This window comes from Saccharothrix sp. CCNWYY140 (assembly GCF_037401995.1).
Classification (GTDB): domain Bacteria; phylum Actinomycetota; class Actinomycetes; order Mycobacteriales; family Pseudonocardiaceae; genus Actinosynnema.
Genome location: NZ_JBBEGC010000006.1, coordinates 1 through 17542 on the forward strand (window position 1 = coordinate 1; position 17542 = coordinate 17542).

Genomic DNA, 17542 nt, shown 5'->3' on the forward strand with positions numbered 1-17542 from the left:
TTGAGAGCGAAGCGTTGCGTTCAAAGATCTTGAAGAGCGTGAAAAGAGCCTCGCCGGCGGGCAGGCCGCCAAGGATGACGGAAGAAGCCCAAGTCGGGAGGTCTGCTGCGCGAGCCCTTCGAAAAGCGCACGCCCTGCGGGCACTACTCGTCTAGGAGGACGTGCAAGCAGCGGATCCTATGTCGATCTCCGCTCCACCCGAGGCGTGTCCGCGATCACCGACCGCGCGGCGGCGTCGCGAAGACCAGCCCCTGGCTCTTCGGGGACGAGAAGCCGTACGAGTCCCTGGTGGTGACCTTGACGCGATGCTGGGTGTCGGGGCCCAGCCCGGTGAGCGTCGCCTGCTTGTCGGTCACGAAGGCGACTTTCACGCCGTCCAGGAACACGTCGTAGCCGATCGTGGGGAACCACCACGAAGTGGAGTACCAGCTCAACGAGACGCTGGTCGGCGTCACGGCCGTCACCCGCAACTGCGACGGCCGCACCGGGTGCTCGATGATGCTCGACTCGGACTTGACCACGGTGAGCAGGTCGCTGGGGCCGGAGTGCCGGCAGGTCACGGTGATGGCGGCGCCCGCGGGCGTCCCGTCCGGGCGTTCCGGCCGCAGGGACAGCGTGAGGTCGCCCAGGCGGATCGCGTAGTCCCCCGCCGGGTAGAGGCTCAGCTGCGGGAACCCGCCGGCGGCCTTCACCAGCCCGCCGGACGAGGTGAGCAGGGTCGGCGCGAAGCTCAACGCAGCCGCGGTCGCCGTGGTCCCGGCGGGGCCGACGACGGTCGCCGCCAGAGACGCGGTGCTGTCCCCGTCGATCCGGACGCCGGCCGGCGCGCGGTCGAGGGCGAACGTCACGTCCACGTCGATGTACGCGGGTTCGAGGTACGGGACGTTCCCGCCGGCCACCCCCTCGTCGGGCACGACGGCCGTGACGTCGGCGTGCACGACCACCCCGGGTCCGCAGGTGTAGTCGAGCCCCAACCCGACCGTCCCCGCGGACGCCGTCCCGACCGTGACGCCGCCGGATAACACCGCGATGACCGCGGCCCCGATGACAAGTCTTCTCCCCAGCACGATTACCCCTTCGCCTTGGTTGGTGGCACGGTCACCCGACCGGGTTCCATCGGCCGGAACCCGCCAGGCACTTCTGCGGCGCGTGGTTCGCCGCCGCGGTGGAGCTCAGCTGCGGCCGATTGGCGTTGACGCCAGGGCCGGTGTTGGCGCACTCGAAGAACCACGCGCTGCGCCACGACGTCGAGCCCGTGTCGGTCCACGGCTGCGAGGTGCGGATGTGCGCGCCCAGGCAGGACTCGCGGATGACGGGGCAGCGGTCGAACAGGTAGCCCAGCACGCGGACGTTGTCGTATGGCGAGTCTGGCGAGTCGTTCGAAGCAGGTCAACGCCGCGGAGAGGGTGAGTGGTCCGCAGTAGTCGTCGGCGTGGCGCTCGTAGCGGTTGGTCGGGCCGCGGTAGCCGGTCAGCCACGAGATCGTGCGTTCGACCACCCAGCGGTGTCGAACGAGCTGGGCGACAGCCGGCGGAATGCGTCGCGGCCTCACGCCACCCCACCCGCTTCCTGCTCACCAGCCCCGACAACCGCATCCTCCTACCCTGACGGTTGCCCGGGCTCCGGGATCCCGCACCGCCAGCCCATCGCTACGGTGTGCCCATGATCGGAGCGTTACGGTCGTGGGCTGACGGTCCCCTCGTCGCTTTGGACCTGGAGACGACGGACGTCAACCCACGGAAAGACCGCATGGTGACCGCCGCCGTCATCGTCATCACCCCCGGTCCGCCGCGGACGCGGCCACAGGTCCGGACGCACACCTGGTTGGCCGATCCAGGTGTCGAGATCCCCGCCGACGCCACGGCGATCCACGGCATCACCACCGAGGTGGCCCGTCTTCGGGGGCGTCCCGCCGCCGAGGTGATCGCCGAGGTGGCCACCATGCTCGCCGAGGTGTGGACGGCAACGACACCTCTGTGCGCGTTCAACGCCGTGTTCGACCTGACGATGCTCGACGCCGAACTCAAGCGGCACCACGGTCGCGGCTTGCCGCTCGGCGGTCCCGTGGTCGATCCGCTGTGCATCGACCGGCAGCTCGATCCGCAGCGCGCGGGCAAGCGCACGTTGGCCGCGATGTGCGACCACTACCAGGTCCGCCTGGAGGGCGCCCACACCAGTTCGGGTGACGCGATCGCGGCGGCGCGGCTGGCATGGCGACTGGCCAGGACGTACCCCGATGCCGTCGGACGAGTCGCACCGCAGGAGCTGCACGCCCAGCAGGCCCGGTGGTACCGCGACAACGAGTTCGCGTACGCCGACAAGCTGGAGCGGCGGGCACAAGGGTTGGCGGCCCGTGGCGATCGCGTCGGCGCCGACAAGCTCGGCGCTCGCGCGGACGAGGTCCGTGACCGTGCCCGCTCCTGGCCGTTGGCGCCCGACACGACGGCTCCGCGCCCCAGCCCACCTCGCCCCGGTGGGCCGGCGAACTCGCATGCCTCGTGGACGGCGGACCAGGACGCGGCACTGCGTGACGAGTGGCTCGCCGCCGACCCGTGGGAGGCCGCCGAGACGCGGCGCAAGGACCTCGCCGTCCGCCACGGGCGCACGGAGGGAGCGGTCCGGGCTCGGCTGCTGCGGCTGAGGTGCGATCCCGAACTGCCGGGTCGCACCTGCGACGAGGCGCGTGCCGCCGAACTGCAACGCCTCTACGACGCCGAGTACGGCCGTCGCTGACACCTTCTCGACGTCGCCTCGTCCGCCGCACGTGTTGATCGGAGGGTTCCCATGAGGGCATGGTTCACCGAGGCCGACCTGGTCGCGATGGTAGGCGAGGACGGGGTCGCCAGGGCGGGCGCGCATGACGGCCCCATCAGCTTCACAGCGTCGCCCGGAGAGATCGACGCGACCTTTCGCGTGGACGACGTCGAGTTCGACATCAGGCTCACCGGGGCGGAAGGTCTGCTCTTGGGCGAGTGCGACCTCTGCGCGGAGGAGTTCTGCGAGCACTGCGCCACCACCGCGTGGCACACGCTGGACCTCGTGGCCCTGCCCGATGTCGACGACTTCCTGGCGCAGGCGGAATCCTTCAACGGGCACAAGAAGCTGAGCAGCGCCAACTACGAACCGTGGGCGGACAAGGCACTGAGCCTCATCGCCGCCCTCGAACTCGGCAGCATCTGCCACCCGGCCCTGATCCGGCCCGTGTTCCAGCGGTTGATGTGGCACGTCGCGCACACGCCGGTCTACTTCGACACCCACGAGGCGTACGACACGCTGCTCGACCTCGGCGAGCGGATCGTGGAGGGCGTGGCGTGGGTCTGCGCGGCCGAGCCCACCGACCCGCGGGAACTCGGCCGGTGGACGGCGGACCTCCAGGTCAACCGGCCAGACGTCCAGACACCGCTGCACGTCAGCGTGTTCTACGACGGACTGGACGACGCGGCGAAGGCCGCCTACGGCGAGCGCTTGGCGGAGTTGCAGCGGGAGATCACCGGGACGTCCCAGGGCGAGTCGACGGCGCAGGCCGAGCGACGGTGGCGCATCCGCGAGCTGCGCGAGGAATTCGCGCTCGACCAGGGCCTGGACAACGACGAACCCGTCGCCTTCTACGCCGATGACGTCGACGATCCGATGCGGGAGGTCTCGATGGCCGAGGCACTGCGGTCGGCGGGCCGGTTGGCGGAGGCCATCGACGTGTTGGAGCGCGCCGACTCGCGCCCTTCGCGCGGCGACATCGTGCTGGCGGAGCTGTACTCGGCCACGGGGCAGCGCCGGGAGGCGGCGCGCATGTGGCTGACGGCGTTCATGCGGGCTCCCTTGAACTTCACCTACAACGGCCTGCTGGCGGCTGCCGCGGAACTCGACGCCGTCGACGACGCGAAGCACCGGGCGCTCACCCACGTGACCGGGCTGCGCGACCCTCGCGACGTGGTCTCCCTCGTCCTCAACGAGCTGAAGGAAGTCGAGTGGTGCTGGGAGTTCGCGCCGGAACACGTGGTCGTGCTGCTCGCGGACAACCTGGCCGAGCGCGGCGACCGGGACACGGTGGCGGTTCTGGCCCGCGGAGCGCGAACCGCCATCGACCGACGCTCGAACCACGCACTCGCCGCACGGGTGCTGGTCGCGCTGCGGCGACTGCACGAGCGGACCGGCCTCGACTTCGCACCGGGCTTCGAGTACTTCACCACCTCCTACGGCAATCAGGAGGAACTCATGCAGGCGCTCCACGCCGCGGGGCTGTAGAAGGACTGTCGGGGGACACGTCCGTGCTCGAAGGCCCGCAGCAGGTCGTCGACCTCCCCGCACGTCAGCTCGTGGCGGCTGGGCCGGGGTCGGTGGGGCTGTGGGTGGTGATCGACGACCACACACGCGCAGGAACCGGCAGCGCCTGGCTGGATACGGGTTCCGTCGACACGCGAACGAATGATTCGCGGTCAGCCCAACTCTCCGAGTACCGCTCTAGCGTGGTAGTCGCCGTGCGCCGCCATCGCCCGGAGTTCCGCCATCGCCGCCTCGTCCCCCCGCTCGAACAGCAGCCGGGCCAGCACCTCCGCCTGTTGGAATTCCCAGCCCTCATCGCCGGTTCCGTCGTCGTCATCGTCCCAGAGGCGTTCTTCCCAGGACAGCGAGTTCCGGTACTGCTGGTGGCGACCGAGCGGGTTGCCCCGCAGGGCATCCGAGAGCATCCACGTCGAGACCGCGTGGTTCAGGTCACCGTTCTCCGCATACAACTCCGCCAACCGCTTCGTGGTGGGTTCGATCTCGCCGTAAGCCTCGGCCCACACCCGCAGCGCACCCTCGAGATCACCGCTCTCGGCCAACAACTCGCCCCGACGGCCTGCCTCGTTCCTTTCAGCTGACGGGTACACCACCACAACGACCACCCCATCCCGACTACCGATGTCAGGCGAGCGCACCAGCCCCTCCACGCATCGTAAGCCTCCGTACCTCATGGGGTCACGGCAGCGATTGCTTCGATGTCCACCAACCGCGCACGGGCTGGCACCTGATGGGGACGGCATCGCGTTCACGCGCACGCTGCTGCATCGACTGGTACCGCAGAACCGTGTCCCAGCAGGGGTGGCGGAGCGGTGGGCGTGTGCGCGGAGATGGCCTGGGTGCTCGGGGAACGGGACACCTTCGCCGATCGTACGGCGGGGAACCGCGGCTCAGTGCTGCGATGCCGGCGGGCACCTCCACGACCGCCGTAGCCGGGCTCGGCATCCAGCCGTCATCGAAACCTCATGTGGCCACCGCCACCATCGGTGATCCAGCCGATCAGTGGTGGAGGACTCATGAGCGAGCGAGCACCAGGTAAGACCCGTGCGTTGGTCCTGGTCGCGGTCGCGGCGGTCGTCGTCGGGCTGATCGTGTGGGTGGCCTGGCCCAGCAAGCCGCGCGACCGGGCGCCGTTCGAGCAGGCCGTGGCGGCGTTGGCCGGAGCCGACGGGGTGCGCTACACCGACACCACCACGGCCGGGCTCGGCAAGCGGGACGTCACCACCACCCGGTACGGCCACCAGTTCGGCACGGTCGTTTGGCAGGGCAGCAGCAAGGAGGTCCTGAGCGTCGACGGCGTGTTCTACGCCAAGGGTGACGACCGGGGTCTGCCGCAGGACGGCAAGTGGCGGACCGGACACCCCACCGACCACCAGGTCTTCACGGACGGCCTCGACGACTTCAGCTCACCGTTCGACCTCGCCGAACGCCTCGCCGCCGCCCTGGACGACCTACCCGACCTGCCTTCGCCGACCGACGACCTGCCCCCGACCACCGCGAACGGGGTCGATGCACTGCGCGCCGAAACCGCCGTGGGCAGCCTGTTCGTCGCCAAACACGCGCCCTACCGCGTGCTGCGCCTGGAACCGCGCGGACTGCTCAGCCTGCCACCGTCCCAGTTGCTCTCGCTGACCGCGCTGCCGTCCCCGCAGGCTCCGGTTATCGCCGACTCCGATGGCGTCGACCTCACCCCGATCGTCGAGGACGCCCTGGTCGGCCGCATGTACGACACCCTCGCGGAGAAGACCCGGGAGCTCACCGACGCCGTCGACGGCAGCTTCCGCTTCGACGTCGTCGACAAGGACGGCGACGTGGTGTGCGGCCTGACCGGCTGCACCGCCACCTCGTCGTTCACCGGCAAGCTCGACCCGCGCAGCCCCACCGTCCGGGTCGCGCAGGGCCTTGTGACCGTCACGATGAGCGCGGCCTTCACCGTCAACGGCCGCCCCGCCGGCCGGTGCACCACTCCGCCGGCCTCGTTCCCCGTGGTCGGCGACACCGTCAGCGGCCAAGTCTCCTGCTCGGCCCCCGAGGGCGGGGCGATCATCGCCGACCTCAAGTCGCGGGCTGAGGCGCAGGCACGGGCGACCGGCCGGTCCGTCCCCTACAACTGGGTCGGGCGCAGCCAGGTCGAGGTGACCGCGCTGGCCTCCGCCCGGACCGAGGTCGACGACCTGCTCAACCGGCAACGCCGGGAGCGCGCCCCCGCGGACTGCCCGACCCCGAACAGCTTCGTGCCCGGCACGCCGGTCCTGCTCGCCGACGGCAGCGTCCGCCCGATCGAGCAGGTCACGCCCGGCACCCTGGTCAGGGCCACCGACCCCGCCACCGGCCGGACCACCGCCGAACCCGTCCTCGCGCACATCACGGGCACCGGCCCCAAGCACGTGGTCCGGCTCGACACCGCCGACGGCTCGGTCACGGCGACCACCGACCACCCGTTCTGGGCCCCGGAGCGGGGCGGGTGGGTCCCCGCCGGCGCCCTCCGCGAGGGCGACGCGCTGGCGAGCACTCGCGGCCCGGTCGCCGTCCTCGGCGGGCACCCGTACGAGCGCATCGGCACGGTCCACAACCTCACGATCGCCGGTCCCCACACGTACTACGTGCAGGCCGGCGCGACGTCCGTTCTGGTGCACAATTGCGGCCACACCATCGGGTTCGCGCCCGGTGAGGGAGTGAAAGCGTTGACGGATCGGCGGTTGCAGCACGGCACGAAGAACCTGATCAAGGCGGGTGTCCTGCCGAAATGGCAGGGCAAGACCAGCCCCGAGCTGTTCCGGAGCAAATTGACGCCGATCCTGGAGCGCCCGGACAAGACCGTCGACCACGAACTGGGTGGCACGCGGGTCAAGGGGTTCCTCGGCGAGATCGACGGCAGGAAGGTCGCGGTGTTCGTCTTCAAGGAAGGCCCGTACGCGGGGGAACTGGCGTCCTCGTCGGTCCCCTCGCCCAACCAGCTCAAGAAGTGGGGACTGTGAAAACCCCGGCGCGCGAACAGTTGACGGTCTTCGTGGCCGGCGACGAGGTGGCCGGGTTCACCGTCTACGGCCTCGCCCGGCGGCACAGCCGGCGGGTTCCGGCGTTCCCGGTCGATCTGTGGCCCGACGGCACCAACGCCGAGGAGTCCCTGCTGCACGGGGAGACGTGGGAGGTGCCGTGCTGGGACGTCGCCGTGGGCTCCTGGCCCACCGGTGCCGCCTGGCTGGAAGCGGTCCGCGGCACGCTGGAGCACGTGGTCGAACAGGGGTGCGTCGTCGCGTGGCTCGGAGGGGAGGGTCGGCCGTTCTGCGACCCGCCCGGCCTGTTCGACCCGGCCTGCATGTCGGGCGGGGTGCTGGCATCCTTGACCGCGGGCGGCGACTTCCGCTGCCCGCTGGACCCCGATGAGCCCATCAAGGCCATCAGCGACACCCAGATGCTCGAATTGCGCGGTTCATCCGCGGGACTCTCGAACGCGGCCGACTAGGCGTTCGAAGATCAGTGATCTTCCGCCGCCGCGCGTGAAACCGGCGGGGCGCAACCCTGGTCGGCTCCGCGGGTGCGCTGCCCGGGTCGGGCGTTCAGTCGGACGGGCCTCGGCCGGGGGAAGGAGAGGCCAGGCGGGTGAGCAGTTCGGTCAGCAGCAGTCGTTCGCCCGGTGACAGGGGCGGCTCGCGGTGGCTGCCCAGGGTTGCCAGCAGTGCCCGGGCCGTGTCGGGCAGGGCCTCGGTTCCTTGTCCGGTCGGGGGTTCCGGCTTGACGACGGCGGCGAACACGGCGTCGCGGACTCGGTGGGACAGGTCGGCGTGGGCCGGCGCGTCCGGGTCGGCGATGAGCGTCAACGTCGTGCCGACGCACGCGGAGTGGATGGTGGGCAGGGCTTCCTCGGGCGTGACCAGCAGCCGACCCCGTTCGGCGAGGCGGACCAGCATGTCGTGCAGCACCCGCAACCCCTCCCGTGCCGACGGGTGCTCGTGCGCCCTGGTGCCGCCGTACATCAGCACGTAGAACGCCGGGTTCGTCAAGCCGAACCGGACGTGGCCGTCCCACCCGGCCTTCAGGTCCTCGAACGGGTCCTCGAACGGGTCCTCGGACGGCCCGCGGCCCTGCTTCTCGGCCAGGTAGCGGGCGAAGCCCTCCGCGGCGACGGCTTCGAGGAGTCCTCGTTTGTCGCCGAAGTGGTGGTACAGCGTCGGCGCGGTGATGCCGGCGGCCTGGCACACGTCGCGGATGGACACGGCCTCGATGTCGACGTCGCGGAGCAGGTCCGCGGTCACGTCGAGGATGTGCTGGCGCGTCGATCCGACCATGTAACGATGCTATACGCCAGGGGTTGTCATCGTTAAACCGGACCGGTATACCTGACTCTGTTACATACAGCGCTATAGCGCGTTATATTCCGAGTCGAGGAGCATGCGGTGCCGGAGCCATCTCGCCCCGCACGGGGGCACACACGTCGGACGGTGCTGAAGTCCACCGCGGTCACCGCGGCGAGCACCGCGTTCCTGCCCGCCGCGGCGCACGCCGAGGCAGGCGCGCCGAACGCGACCGGGCCGAGCGCGATCGCGCCGGGGGACAGCGCGGAGATCACCCTGTCGGTCAACGGCCGCGACCAGGTCCTGACCGTGGAGCCGAGGGTGACGCTGCTGGACGCGTTGCGCGAGCGGTTGGGGCTGACCGGCACGAAGAAGGGGTGCGACCGGGGCGAGTGCGGCGCCTGCACGGTCCTGGTCGACGGCGAGCGGGTCAAGTCGTGCCTGACGCTGGCGGTGATGAGGCAGGGCAGCGACATCACCACGGTCGAAGGACTGGCCGACGGCGATCGGCTGCACCCGGTCCAGGAGGCGTTCATCCGCCACGACGCCTTCCAGTGCGGCGCGTGCACGTCCGGTCAGGTCATGTCCGCCGTCGGGTGCATCCGGGAGGGGCACGCCGGGTCGCCGGAGGAGATCCGCGAGTGGATGAGCGGCAACCTCTGCCGCTGCGCCTGCTACCAGAACATCGTGGACGCGGTCGCCGACGCGGCCCGGGAGGTGCGCCGATGAGGGCATTCGGCTACCTCCCGGTCCGGGACCCGGCGGAGGCGGTGCGCGTGGCGCGGCAGACGCCCGGCGCCGCGTTCATCGCGGGCGGCACGGACCTGCTGAACCTCATGCGGGACGGCGCCCAGCGGCACGAGCACCTCGTCGACATCAGCAGGCTCGACCTGGCATCGATCACCGACTCGGCGAGCGGCCTGCGCGTTGGCGCTCTCGCGCGGATGCGGCAGGTGGCCGAGCACCGGTCCGTCCGCGAGAGCTTCCCCGTGCTGGCCGAGGCGCTGGAGGCGTCCGCGTCACCGCAGGTGCGCAACATGGCCACGATCGGGGGGAACCTGCTGCAACGCACGCGGTGCGGCTACTTCCGGGACGCGGCCTCCGCGTGCAACAAGCGCGTGCCGGGCAGCGGGTGCCCCGCGCTGAAGGGCTGGAACCGCGGCCACGCCGTGCTCGGCGGCAGCGAGCACTGCATCGCCACCCACCCCTCGGACCTCGCGGTCGCCCTGCTCGCCCTCGACGCGGTCGTGCACCTGCTCGGGCCGGACGGTCCGCGACAGGTCCCGGTGGGCGGGCTCCACCTCCGGCCGGGGCAGGCGCCGCACGTCGACACCGTGCTGCGGCCCGCCGAGCTGATCACGGCGATCGAGGTGCCGCGGGGCACGGCGGCGGTCCGGTCGCGCTACCTGAAGCTGCGTGACCGCGCCACGTTCGAGTTCGCCGTCGTCTCGATCGCGGCCGTCCTGGAGTTGCGCGGCGGCCGGGTGCGCGACGTGCGGCTGGCGTTCGGCGGGATCGCGACGACCCCGTGGCGTTCCCCGGAGGCCGAGGCGGTCCTGCGCGGCGAGCCGTTGACGGTGGCGGCGATCGAGCGAACCGGGCGCGTGCTCGTGCGCGACGCCGTGCCGCGACCGCACAACGGGTTCAAGGTCGAGCTGGTGCAACGCGCGCTGGTGGAACTGCTCAGCGGCTTGGGAGGCCTGCGGTGAACGTCGAACTCGTGGGACGCCCGGTGGCGCGCGTCGACGGCCGCGCGAAGGTCACCGGCGCCGCGCGGTACCCAGCGGACGACCCGGTGCCCGGTGCGCTGCACGGGTTCCTGGTGACCAGCACGGTGGCACGCGGCGAAGTGGTGCGCATCGACCCGTCGCAGGCCTTGGCGCACCCCGGCGTGGTCGCGGTGTACACGCACGCCGACCTGCCGCGCCTGACCGTGCCGACGTTCCCGTACATCAAGGGGTTCATCCCCTTGCAGGGCACCGCGGTGCACCACGCCGGCCAACCCGTGGCGATCGTCCTGGCCACCACGCTGGAGCAGGCGCGGGAAGCCGCGAACCTGGTGCGCGTCGACTACCGCGCCGAACCGCCGACGGCGTCGATGGACGACGCGACCGAACCGCCCCACCTGCCGCTGCCGTTCCGGGGCCGGCCCAACGAGATCACCCGCGGCGACGCGGCGGCGGCGTGGGAGGCCGCGGAGGTCCGCCTAGAGGCCCGCTACTCCAGCCCGACGCGCCACCACAACCCGATCGAGCCGCACGCCACCACGGCGCAGTGGGAGGGCGACCGCCTGACGGTGCACGAGACCGCCCAGGGGGTCAACCTCACCAGGTCGGTCCTGGCCACCGCGTTCGGCCTGCCACCGGACCGCATCCGCGTGCTGGCGCCGTTCCTGGGCGGTGGTTTCGGCGCGAAGGGACCGGTCTGGCCGCACACCATCCTCACCGTCGCCGCCGCGCGGCTGGCGCGGCGACCGGTCCGCCTGGTGCTCACCCGCGCCCAGATGTTCACCCTGACCGGCCACCGGGCGCAGTTCCGCCAGGACCTGCGGATCGGCGCCACCCGTCAGGGCAAGCTCACCGCCCTGGTCGAGACGACCGTCGCGCAGCTGAGCCGCACCGAGGAGTCGATCTTCAACGAGAGCGACTCGTCGAGCACCCTCTACGACTGCCCGAACGTCCACATCAGACAGGAGGGCGTGCCGCTCGACCTCGCCTCGTCCAGCTACATGCGCTCACCCGAGACCACCGCCCACTTCGGCCTGGAGACCGCGCTGGACGAACTCGCCTGGCAGGTGGGCGTGGACCCGGTGGAGCTGCGGAAGCTCAACCACACGGCGGTGGACCAGGAGACCGGCTCGCCGATCGCGGGCAAGCGCCTGCTCGACTGCTACCGGATCGCGGCCGAGGCGTTCGGCTGGTCCCGGCGCGCACCGCGGCCCGGCGCCACCAAGGACGGCGACGAGCACGTCGGCTGGGGCATGGCCACCGAAGCGCACACCTTCGCCGCCGCACCGGCCGACCCGCCGGTCACCGCCTCGGTCACGGTCGGCGCCGACGGCCGGGCGGTGGTGCGCATCGCCACCCAGGACATCGGCACCGGCACGTACACGGTGATCGGCCAGGTCGTCGCCGACGCGATGGGCGTGCCGCTCGACGCCGTCACCGCCGTCATCGGCGACAGCGCGCTGCCCTACGCGGGCGTGTCGGCGGGCTCGGCGACGATCGCGAGCGTCACCGGACCGGTGGACCGCGCCGCCCGTGCCGCGCGGGACGCGGTGGTCGCCCTGGCGGTGGCCGACCCGCGGTCGCCGCTGGCCGGTGTCCCGGCGGACGAGGTGGTGACCGCGCACGGCCACCTGTTCCACGTGCGCGACCGCGCGCGGCGCGACAGCTACCGCGCCGTCGTCGGCAGGCACGGCGCACCGGTGGAGACGACGGGCAGCCTGCGGAACACGCCCGGCCACTCCTACGGCGCGGTCTTCGTCGAGGTGCGGGTGCACGCCAGGCTGGGTTCGGTGCGCGTCACCCGCGTGGTGACCGCGCACGACATGGGTCGGGTGATGAACCGCCGCACCGCCCGCGGCCAGGTGCTCGGCGGCGTGACGTGGGGCATCGGCCACGCGCTGATGGAGCACACCGTCCACGACCGGCACACCGCCCGGGTGGTCAACCCGAACCTGTCCGGCTACCTCGTGCCGGTGTGCGCGGACGCCCCGGCCGTGGAGAGCCACTTCGTCGACCACCCCGACCCCGCCAGCACCGCCCTGGGCGCACGCGGGTTCGGCGAGACCCCGATCACCGGCGTGCCCGCCGCCATCGGCAACGCCGTCTACCACGCCACCGGCCGACGGGTGCGGGACCTGCCCATCACGCGGGACAAGCTGCTGTAGAGCGAAAGGCCGCGGTGGACCGATCACCCGGCCAGGAAAAGGGGAGGACTCTTGTTACGCCGATCGATATCCGCAGCGGTGGTGCTGGTCGCACTGGCGGGGTCACTTGTCGTTCCGCCCGCCGCCGCCGATTTCCCCGCGGCCACCACTCCCATGATCACCTGGAACATGCAGGGGGGCAACAACCAGGCACAGAACGACAGCAAGTGGCACAACACGGTCCGGCGGCTGGCGCTTCAGGTGCCGATCCTGATGCTCCAGGAGGTCGGCCCGCACCCGCCCCTCAACAGCTTCGCGGAGCCCGACCAGACCTTCACCACGTACGACAGCCAGGGCAACCCGCATCAGCACACCGTGCTGCACCGCACCTGGGTCGTCGACACCGACCGCAATGACGGCCCCATGACCCGTCAGGTCTACTTCCTGCAAACCGACGACGACGCGACCAACCCGCGTCGGATCGGCGGCCGGGTCAACATCGCGCTCGTCCTGACCGAGGTGCCCGACGAGCTGATCGTCGTCGGCAACCCGGTCGACGCCGGCCGGAACGCGCTCGGCGCGCGGTTCGGCGACGAGTGGTACTTCACCATGCACGGCCTGACCAACGGCGGCGGTGACTCGGGGCCGATGCTGGACGCCATCGACGACCGGATCGAGGCCCTCGGGAACCAGCGCGGCCGGACCTACAACGCGACGGTCGGTGGCGACTTCAACGTGGACCCACTGGTCCTCGGACGCCGGATCAACTTCCCGCCGAACCTGCGGATCCACAACGCGGGTCGCCCGACCCACCAGAACGGTGGTGAGCTGGACTACTTCGTCACCACCCACTTCTTCGACCAACCGCCGGCGGTCACGGTCCGGCCCGAGGGCGACTCCGACCACCGGCCGGTCCAGGCCGGTCAGCTCCGAGCGGCCGGCCCCACCCCGTCGATCGACGAGCTCCGGGTGATGCCGACCGGTGACGGGATCACGGCCGGTAGGCACACCGTCGACGGCATGAGCTTCCGGGACTACATGCACCGCATCGTGCAAGGCCTGACCACCGCCGCGGTGGTCGGTGGCTCGGCGGCCCTCCTCGTCAAGCGCACGGATTTCGTCGGTGCGCTGAACGACGGCGGGCAGGGCGACCCCGACCACATGGGGTTCGACGGCAAGGGCATCGACGACATCAAGGCCGAGTCGATCCCCGCGCTGCGGACACTGCGGCCGAACCTGATGACCCTGGTCGCGGGCACGGTCGACTTGGCCGGCGGTGCCGACGGCACGACGACGGCCGGGAAGATGCGGAGCTTCCTGGACGCGATCCACCAGACCTCGCCGACGACCACGGTCCTGCTCGGGACCCTGCCGCCGTCGACGAACCCGACGTACCAGGCCCGGATCGACGCCTACAACAGCGCGCTCCGCACGATCGCCCACGCCAAGACCAGGGACGGCGCACGGCTGGTGCTGGTCGAGCTGGGCTCGGTCACCCCGGAGGACATCACCCACGAGGTCTACCCGACCGACGCCGGTCACCGGAAGATCGCGGAGGCCTTTGCCGAAGGCGTGCGGATCGCGGTCCTCCAGCGCTTGATCAGCGGCCGTTCGTACGTCTGGGAGCCGATCGGCACGATCCTCCAGGCCGCCGCGACCGGCTCGAAGATCGGGTTCCCCGACCTGGACGGCGACGGCAAGGCCGACTACGCGGTGGTCGGCGCGGACGGCGGCGTCACCGGCTGGCGCAACCACGACCCGCGCCAGGACGCGGTGCCGCTGGGCGACATCAGCCCGGCCGACCGCGGGAACGACCCGGCGCGGGTCTACTTCGCCGACCTGGACGGTGACGGCAAGGACGACTACATCCGGATCCTGCCGGCGGCCGACTCGCCGACCGGCATCCCCGCGATGCGGATGTCGCGGAACACCAGCAGTGGCGGCCGGGTCAGCTGGGGCAGCGCGACGATCGTCGCGAACGACCTCACCTACTGGCCGGAGCTGTACTTCTCCGATCTCGACGGTGACGGCCGCGACGACCTGATCACGCTCAACCGGCTGCTGTTCCCGAGCGCCTGGCGCAACGAGGGCGAGGGCATGCCGACTCCGGGCGGCTGGGGCAAGGTCGAGGGTTTCGCCACCCCGGGTCAGTCGCCCGGTGCGCAGGTCGCCTTCCCCGACATCACCGGTGACGGCAAGGCCGACACGGTCCGGGTCGAGTACGTCACCGGTGAGGTCCGGGCCTGGCAGAACACCGGCGCTCCGTGGAGCGTCGCCGAGGGCTGGAAGTCGCTGGGCGTGATCCGCGCCGACGACCCGTTCCAGGGCACCTACGGGGCCTTCGCCGACCTGAACGGCGACGGGATCGAGGACTTCGCCCTGACCCGCTCCGGCACGACGGCGAACACCGCCGACGAGGCGGCCGTGGCGAGTGAAGGCGACACCGAGGGCTGGCTGGTGCCGAGCTACGGCGAGGACAGCCGCAGCGACGGCGGCGCCGGTGATCTCGGTGTCAACGGTGGTGTCGGTGACCCGATGGAGTCGCACCCCGGTGGCGACGACGGCGGATCGCGGCCGAGCGCGTCCGGCGACTGCCGGCCGGAGGGTCTGGCGGCCACGCCGGGCGTGGCGACGCCGTACTGCAAGGTCTACCAGGGTGACGGCCGGGAATGGCTCGGTCAGGGCCGGAACCGCCGGGTCGTCGGCTACTTCAACGGTGGCCGCACGGGCGCCGACGGCACGCCGCACTACCTGGTGAAGAACATCCCGTGGTCGAAGGTGACCCACCTCAACTACGCGTTCGCGTCGGTGGAGAACAACCAGATCACGGTCGACTCGAACGCCACCCGGATGGAGTGGCCCGGCGAGGTCGGCGCCGAGATGGATCCCTCGCTGCCCTACAAGGGGCACTTCAACCTGCTGACGAAGTACAAACGCCTGCACCCGCGGGTGAAGACGCTGATCTCGGTCGGTGGCTGGGCCGGTTCCGGTGGCTTCTACGCGATGACCACCAACGCCGACGGCTCGGTCAACCGGAGCGGGATCGACACGTTCTCGAGCTCGGTCGTGAACTTCCTGCGAACCTACGGGTTCGACGGTGTCGACATCGACTTCGAGTACCCCACGGTCCTCGAGAACACCGGCAACCCGAACGACTGGGCGGTGTCGAACCCGCGTCGCAAGGGTCTGCCCACGGCGTACACCGCGTTGATGAAGACGCTGCGGGACTCGCTGAACCGGGCTTCGGTCGCGGACGACAAGTACTACCTGCTCACCTCGGCGTCGTCGGCCTCCGGCTACCTGACCCGCGGGATGGCCAACCAGACCGCGCTTGACTACCAGGACTTCACCAACCTGATGGCCTACGACTACCACGGCACCTGGAACAACGTCGTGGGTCCGAACGCGGCGCTGTTCGACGACGGCAAGGACCCGGAACTGGCTGATCAGTACGCCACTCCGGAGTACGGGGGCATCGGGTACTTCAACACCGATTGGGCGATGAAGTACATGCGTGGCGCGATGCAGGCCGGGCGCGTCAACCTCGGAGTGCCCTACTACACGCGCGGCTGGCAGAACGTCACCGGCGGTACCAACGGTCTGTGGGGCACCTCGCAGAAGCCGAGCGGCTGCGAGCCGGGTACGGGCGTCGTGCGGCCGTGTGGTGACGGCGCCATCGGCATCGACAACATCTGGCACGACAAGACCACGAACGGCACCGAGCTCGGCTCCGGGACGAACCCGCTGTGGCACACCAAGAACCTGGAGAAGAACATCACGCCGATCTACACCCGCAGAGTCGGGCTGACGCCGGACACCGACCTCACCGACCGGCGCACGGGCCAGTACACCAGGTACTGGGACGACACCACGAAGACGTCGTGGCTGTGGAACGACCAGAAGAAGGTGTTCCTGTCGATCGAGGACGAGCAGGGCATCGACGCCGTCGCCGACCTGGTCAGGTCGACCGGTGCGGGCGGCGTGATGATGTGGGAACTCGGCGGCGACTACTCCTGCCCGGCGGACGTCCAGCCGGACCTCCCGTGCGGGATGGGGTACACGCTGACCACCCGGCTGAACGAGAAGCTGGGCAACATCGGCGCCTATGACAACAGCCTGCGCACCGGCAGCGCTGGTGTCGCGCCGACGGTGACCGCCAACCTGAGTGTCGAGATGGTCAACTACCCGACCGCGACGGCGAACCTGTGGCCGTTGCAGCCGACCGTCCGGATCACCAACAACACCGGGCGCACGCTGGGCGGCGGCAAGGACACGAAGCTGTCGTTCGACATCCCGGCCTCGACGTCACCGCTGGTCAAGGACGCCAACTGGCAGACCGACGTCCAAGGTGGCCAGTGGAAGCTGACGCCCGGCACGACGTTCCACCGGGTCAGCACGACGCTGGACTACTGCCAGATCATCCCGGCCGGGAAGTCGCTCGACTTGCCGATCATCTACTTCCTCCCGATCACCGGTCCGGTGAACACGAGTCTGTCGATCGGCGGCACGGCGTACGCGCCGGCGACCGACAACCTCAAGGGCCTCGGCACGGCGACCCCGCCGGCTGGTGGCTGCGGTGCCGGGACCTGGGACGCGACCAAGACCTACTCCCCGGCCACCCAGCCGATCGAGCAGACCACGGTCAAGTACAACGGCAAGGTCTGGAAGGCCAAGTGGGAGACGAGGGGCAGCGCCCCGGGCACCGGGTCCGACGCCGACCACGAGCCCTGGAAGCTGATCGGCGACGCCGCCTGACCGTCCTCGGCCACCCACCGGCTGCCAGCCGAATGGCCCACCACCGAAAGCGCAGTCGGTGTCGGTAGCAGGCTGTTCTCGTCAATGTCATTCGTCGCGACACCACCGCTCGACCGCCAGGAAGGCCCCTGGTGAGCAACGACGCCGTTCCCGCCGTCATCAACGTCGACATCGAGAGCTCGAAGCTCCGCGCGCAGCTGCCCGCACACTCCTTCGTGACCGTCTCGGGCGCCCTCGCATGAGCGAGCGTTTCACTGTCCGCGTCGGCGCCCCTGCGCCGACGCGGCCCCCGACCTGTGGGGCCTGTTCATCGAGGACCTGAACGACGCCCTCGACGGCGGGC

Annotated in this window: 12 protein-coding genes and 1 pseudogene; 8 read left to right on the plus strand and 5 right to left on the minus strand. The window is 70.7% G+C overall.

Translation table 11 applies throughout. From position 1 onward, the window contains the following. Positions 1-215 precede the first annotated feature (215 nt). The 3 genes and pseudogenes from WBN91_RS05285 to WBN91_RS05295 all read right to left on the minus strand — a co-directional run. A complete protein-coding gene (locus tag WBN91_RS05285) occupies positions 216-1067 on the minus strand; it encodes a fibronectin type III domain-containing protein (protein ID WP_337725392.1) in 852 nt (283 codons plus the stop codon). A 31-nt stretch (positions 1068-1098) separates the two neighbouring features. Then, positions 1099-1344, minus strand: a complete 246-nt coding sequence (locus WBN91_RS05290; protein WP_337725443.1) for a hypothetical protein — start codon at positions 1342-1344, stop codon at positions 1099-1101. 28 nt (positions 1345-1372) lie between these two features. Further along, positions 1373-1555: pseudogene (locus WBN91_RS05295) on the minus strand (transposase); the annotation flags it as partial. Between the two features lie 107 nt (positions 1556-1662). On the opposite strand from WBN91_RS05295, the gene WBN91_RS05300 reads away from it, so the two are divergent. Both WBN91_RS05300 and WBN91_RS05305 read left to right on the plus strand, forming a co-directional pair. Then, the gene (locus WBN91_RS05300; protein WP_337725393.1) at positions 1663-2733 is read left to right on the plus strand and encodes an exonuclease domain-containing protein; all 1071 of its coding nucleotides are present in this window, start codon (positions 1663-1665) and stop codon (positions 2731-2733) included. 51 nt (positions 2734-2784) lie between these two features. Further along, entirely contained in the window at positions 2785-4242 is a 1458-nt protein-coding gene (locus tag WBN91_RS05305) for a hypothetical protein (protein WP_337725394.1), read from the plus strand. Between the two features lie 191 nt (positions 4243-4433). Here the strand turns inward: WBN91_RS05305 and WBN91_RS05310 are convergent, their stop codons facing one another. Further along, entirely contained in the window at positions 4434-4928 is a 495-nt protein-coding gene (locus WBN91_RS05310; protein WP_337725395.1) for a hypothetical protein, read from the minus strand. A 366-nt stretch (positions 4929-5294) separates the two neighbouring features. Here WBN91_RS05310 and WBN91_RS05315 point away from each other — a divergent pair, with 366 nt between their 5' ends. Both WBN91_RS05315 and WBN91_RS05320 read left to right on the plus strand, forming a co-directional pair. Continuing rightward, positions 5295-7256 (plus strand): polymorphic toxin-type HINT domain-containing protein, encoded by a 1962-nt coding sequence (locus WBN91_RS05315; protein WP_337725396.1) that lies wholly within the window; start codon positions 5295-5297, stop codon positions 7254-7256. Further along, positions 7253-7744 (plus strand): hypothetical protein, encoded by a 492-nt coding sequence (locus WBN91_RS05320; RefSeq protein ID WP_337725397.1) that lies wholly within the window; start codon positions 7253-7255, stop codon positions 7742-7744. Before WBN91_RS05315 ends, WBN91_RS05320 begins: the two co-directional genes overlap by 4 nt. Before the next feature lie 94 nt (positions 7745-7838). On the opposite strand, the gene WBN91_RS05325 is transcribed toward WBN91_RS05320, so the two are convergent. Then, positions 7839-8567 carry a TetR/AcrR family transcriptional regulator gene (locus WBN91_RS05325; protein WP_337725398.1) on the minus strand — a complete coding sequence of 243 codons (729 nt, stop codon included), beginning with the start codon at positions 8565-8567 and terminating at the stop codon, positions 7839-7841. 153 nt (positions 8568-8720) lie between these two features. Between WBN91_RS05325 and WBN91_RS05330 the strand changes: the two genes are divergently transcribed. The 4 genes from WBN91_RS05330 (at position 8721) to WBN91_RS05345 (ending at position 17199) form a co-directional block, all read left to right on the plus strand. Next, complete coding sequence (locus WBN91_RS05330; protein ID WP_337725399.1) at positions 8721-9302, plus strand: (2Fe-2S)-binding protein; 582 nt, start codon at positions 8721-8723, stop codon at positions 9300-9302. Continuing rightward, positions 9299-10282 carry an FAD binding domain-containing protein gene (locus WBN91_RS05335; protein WP_337725400.1) on the plus strand — a complete coding sequence of 328 codons (984 nt, stop codon included), beginning with the start codon at positions 9299-9301 and terminating at the stop codon, positions 10280-10282. Before WBN91_RS05330 ends, WBN91_RS05335 begins: the two co-directional genes overlap by 4 nt. Further along, the gene (locus WBN91_RS05340; RefSeq protein WP_337725402.1) at positions 10279-12465 is read left to right on the plus strand and encodes a xanthine dehydrogenase family protein molybdopterin-binding subunit; all 2187 of its coding nucleotides are present in this window, start codon (positions 10279-10281) and stop codon (positions 12463-12465) included. Before WBN91_RS05335 ends, WBN91_RS05340 begins: the two co-directional genes overlap by 4 nt. Positions 12466-12633: 168 nt before the next feature. After that, on the plus strand, positions 12634-17199 hold the full coding sequence (locus WBN91_RS05345; protein WP_337725403.1) for a glycosyl hydrolase family 18 protein: 4566 nt from the start codon (positions 12634-12636) through the stop codon (positions 17197-17199). Positions 17200-17542: the final 343 nt, after the last annotated feature.

Excerpts from the sequence above, each read along its gene's own strand:
- WBN91_RS05300 (WP_337725393.1), top strand. The coding sequence starts at position 1,663 with ATGATCGGAGCGTTACGGTCGTGGGCTGACGGTCCCCTCGTCGCTTTG.
- WBN91_RS05305 (WP_337725394.1), top strand. The coding sequence starts at position 2,785 with ATGAGGGCATGGTTCACCGAGGCCGACCTGGTCGCGATGGTAGGCGAG.
- WBN91_RS05315 (WP_337725396.1), top strand. The coding sequence starts at position 5,295 with ATGAGCGAGCGAGCACCAGGTAAGACCCGTGCGTTGGTCCTGGTCGCG.
- WBN91_RS05325 (WP_337725398.1), bottom strand. The coding sequence starts at position 8,567 with ATGGTCGGATCGACGCGCCAGCACATCCTCGACGTGACCGCGGACCTG.
- WBN91_RS05335 (WP_337725400.1), top strand. The coding sequence starts at position 9,299 with ATGAGGGCATTCGGCTACCTCCCGGTCCGGGACCCGGCGGAGGCGGTG.
- WBN91_RS05345 (WP_337725403.1), top strand. The coding sequence starts at position 12,634 with ATGCAGGGGGGCAACAACCAGGCACAGAACGACAGCAAGTGGCACAAC.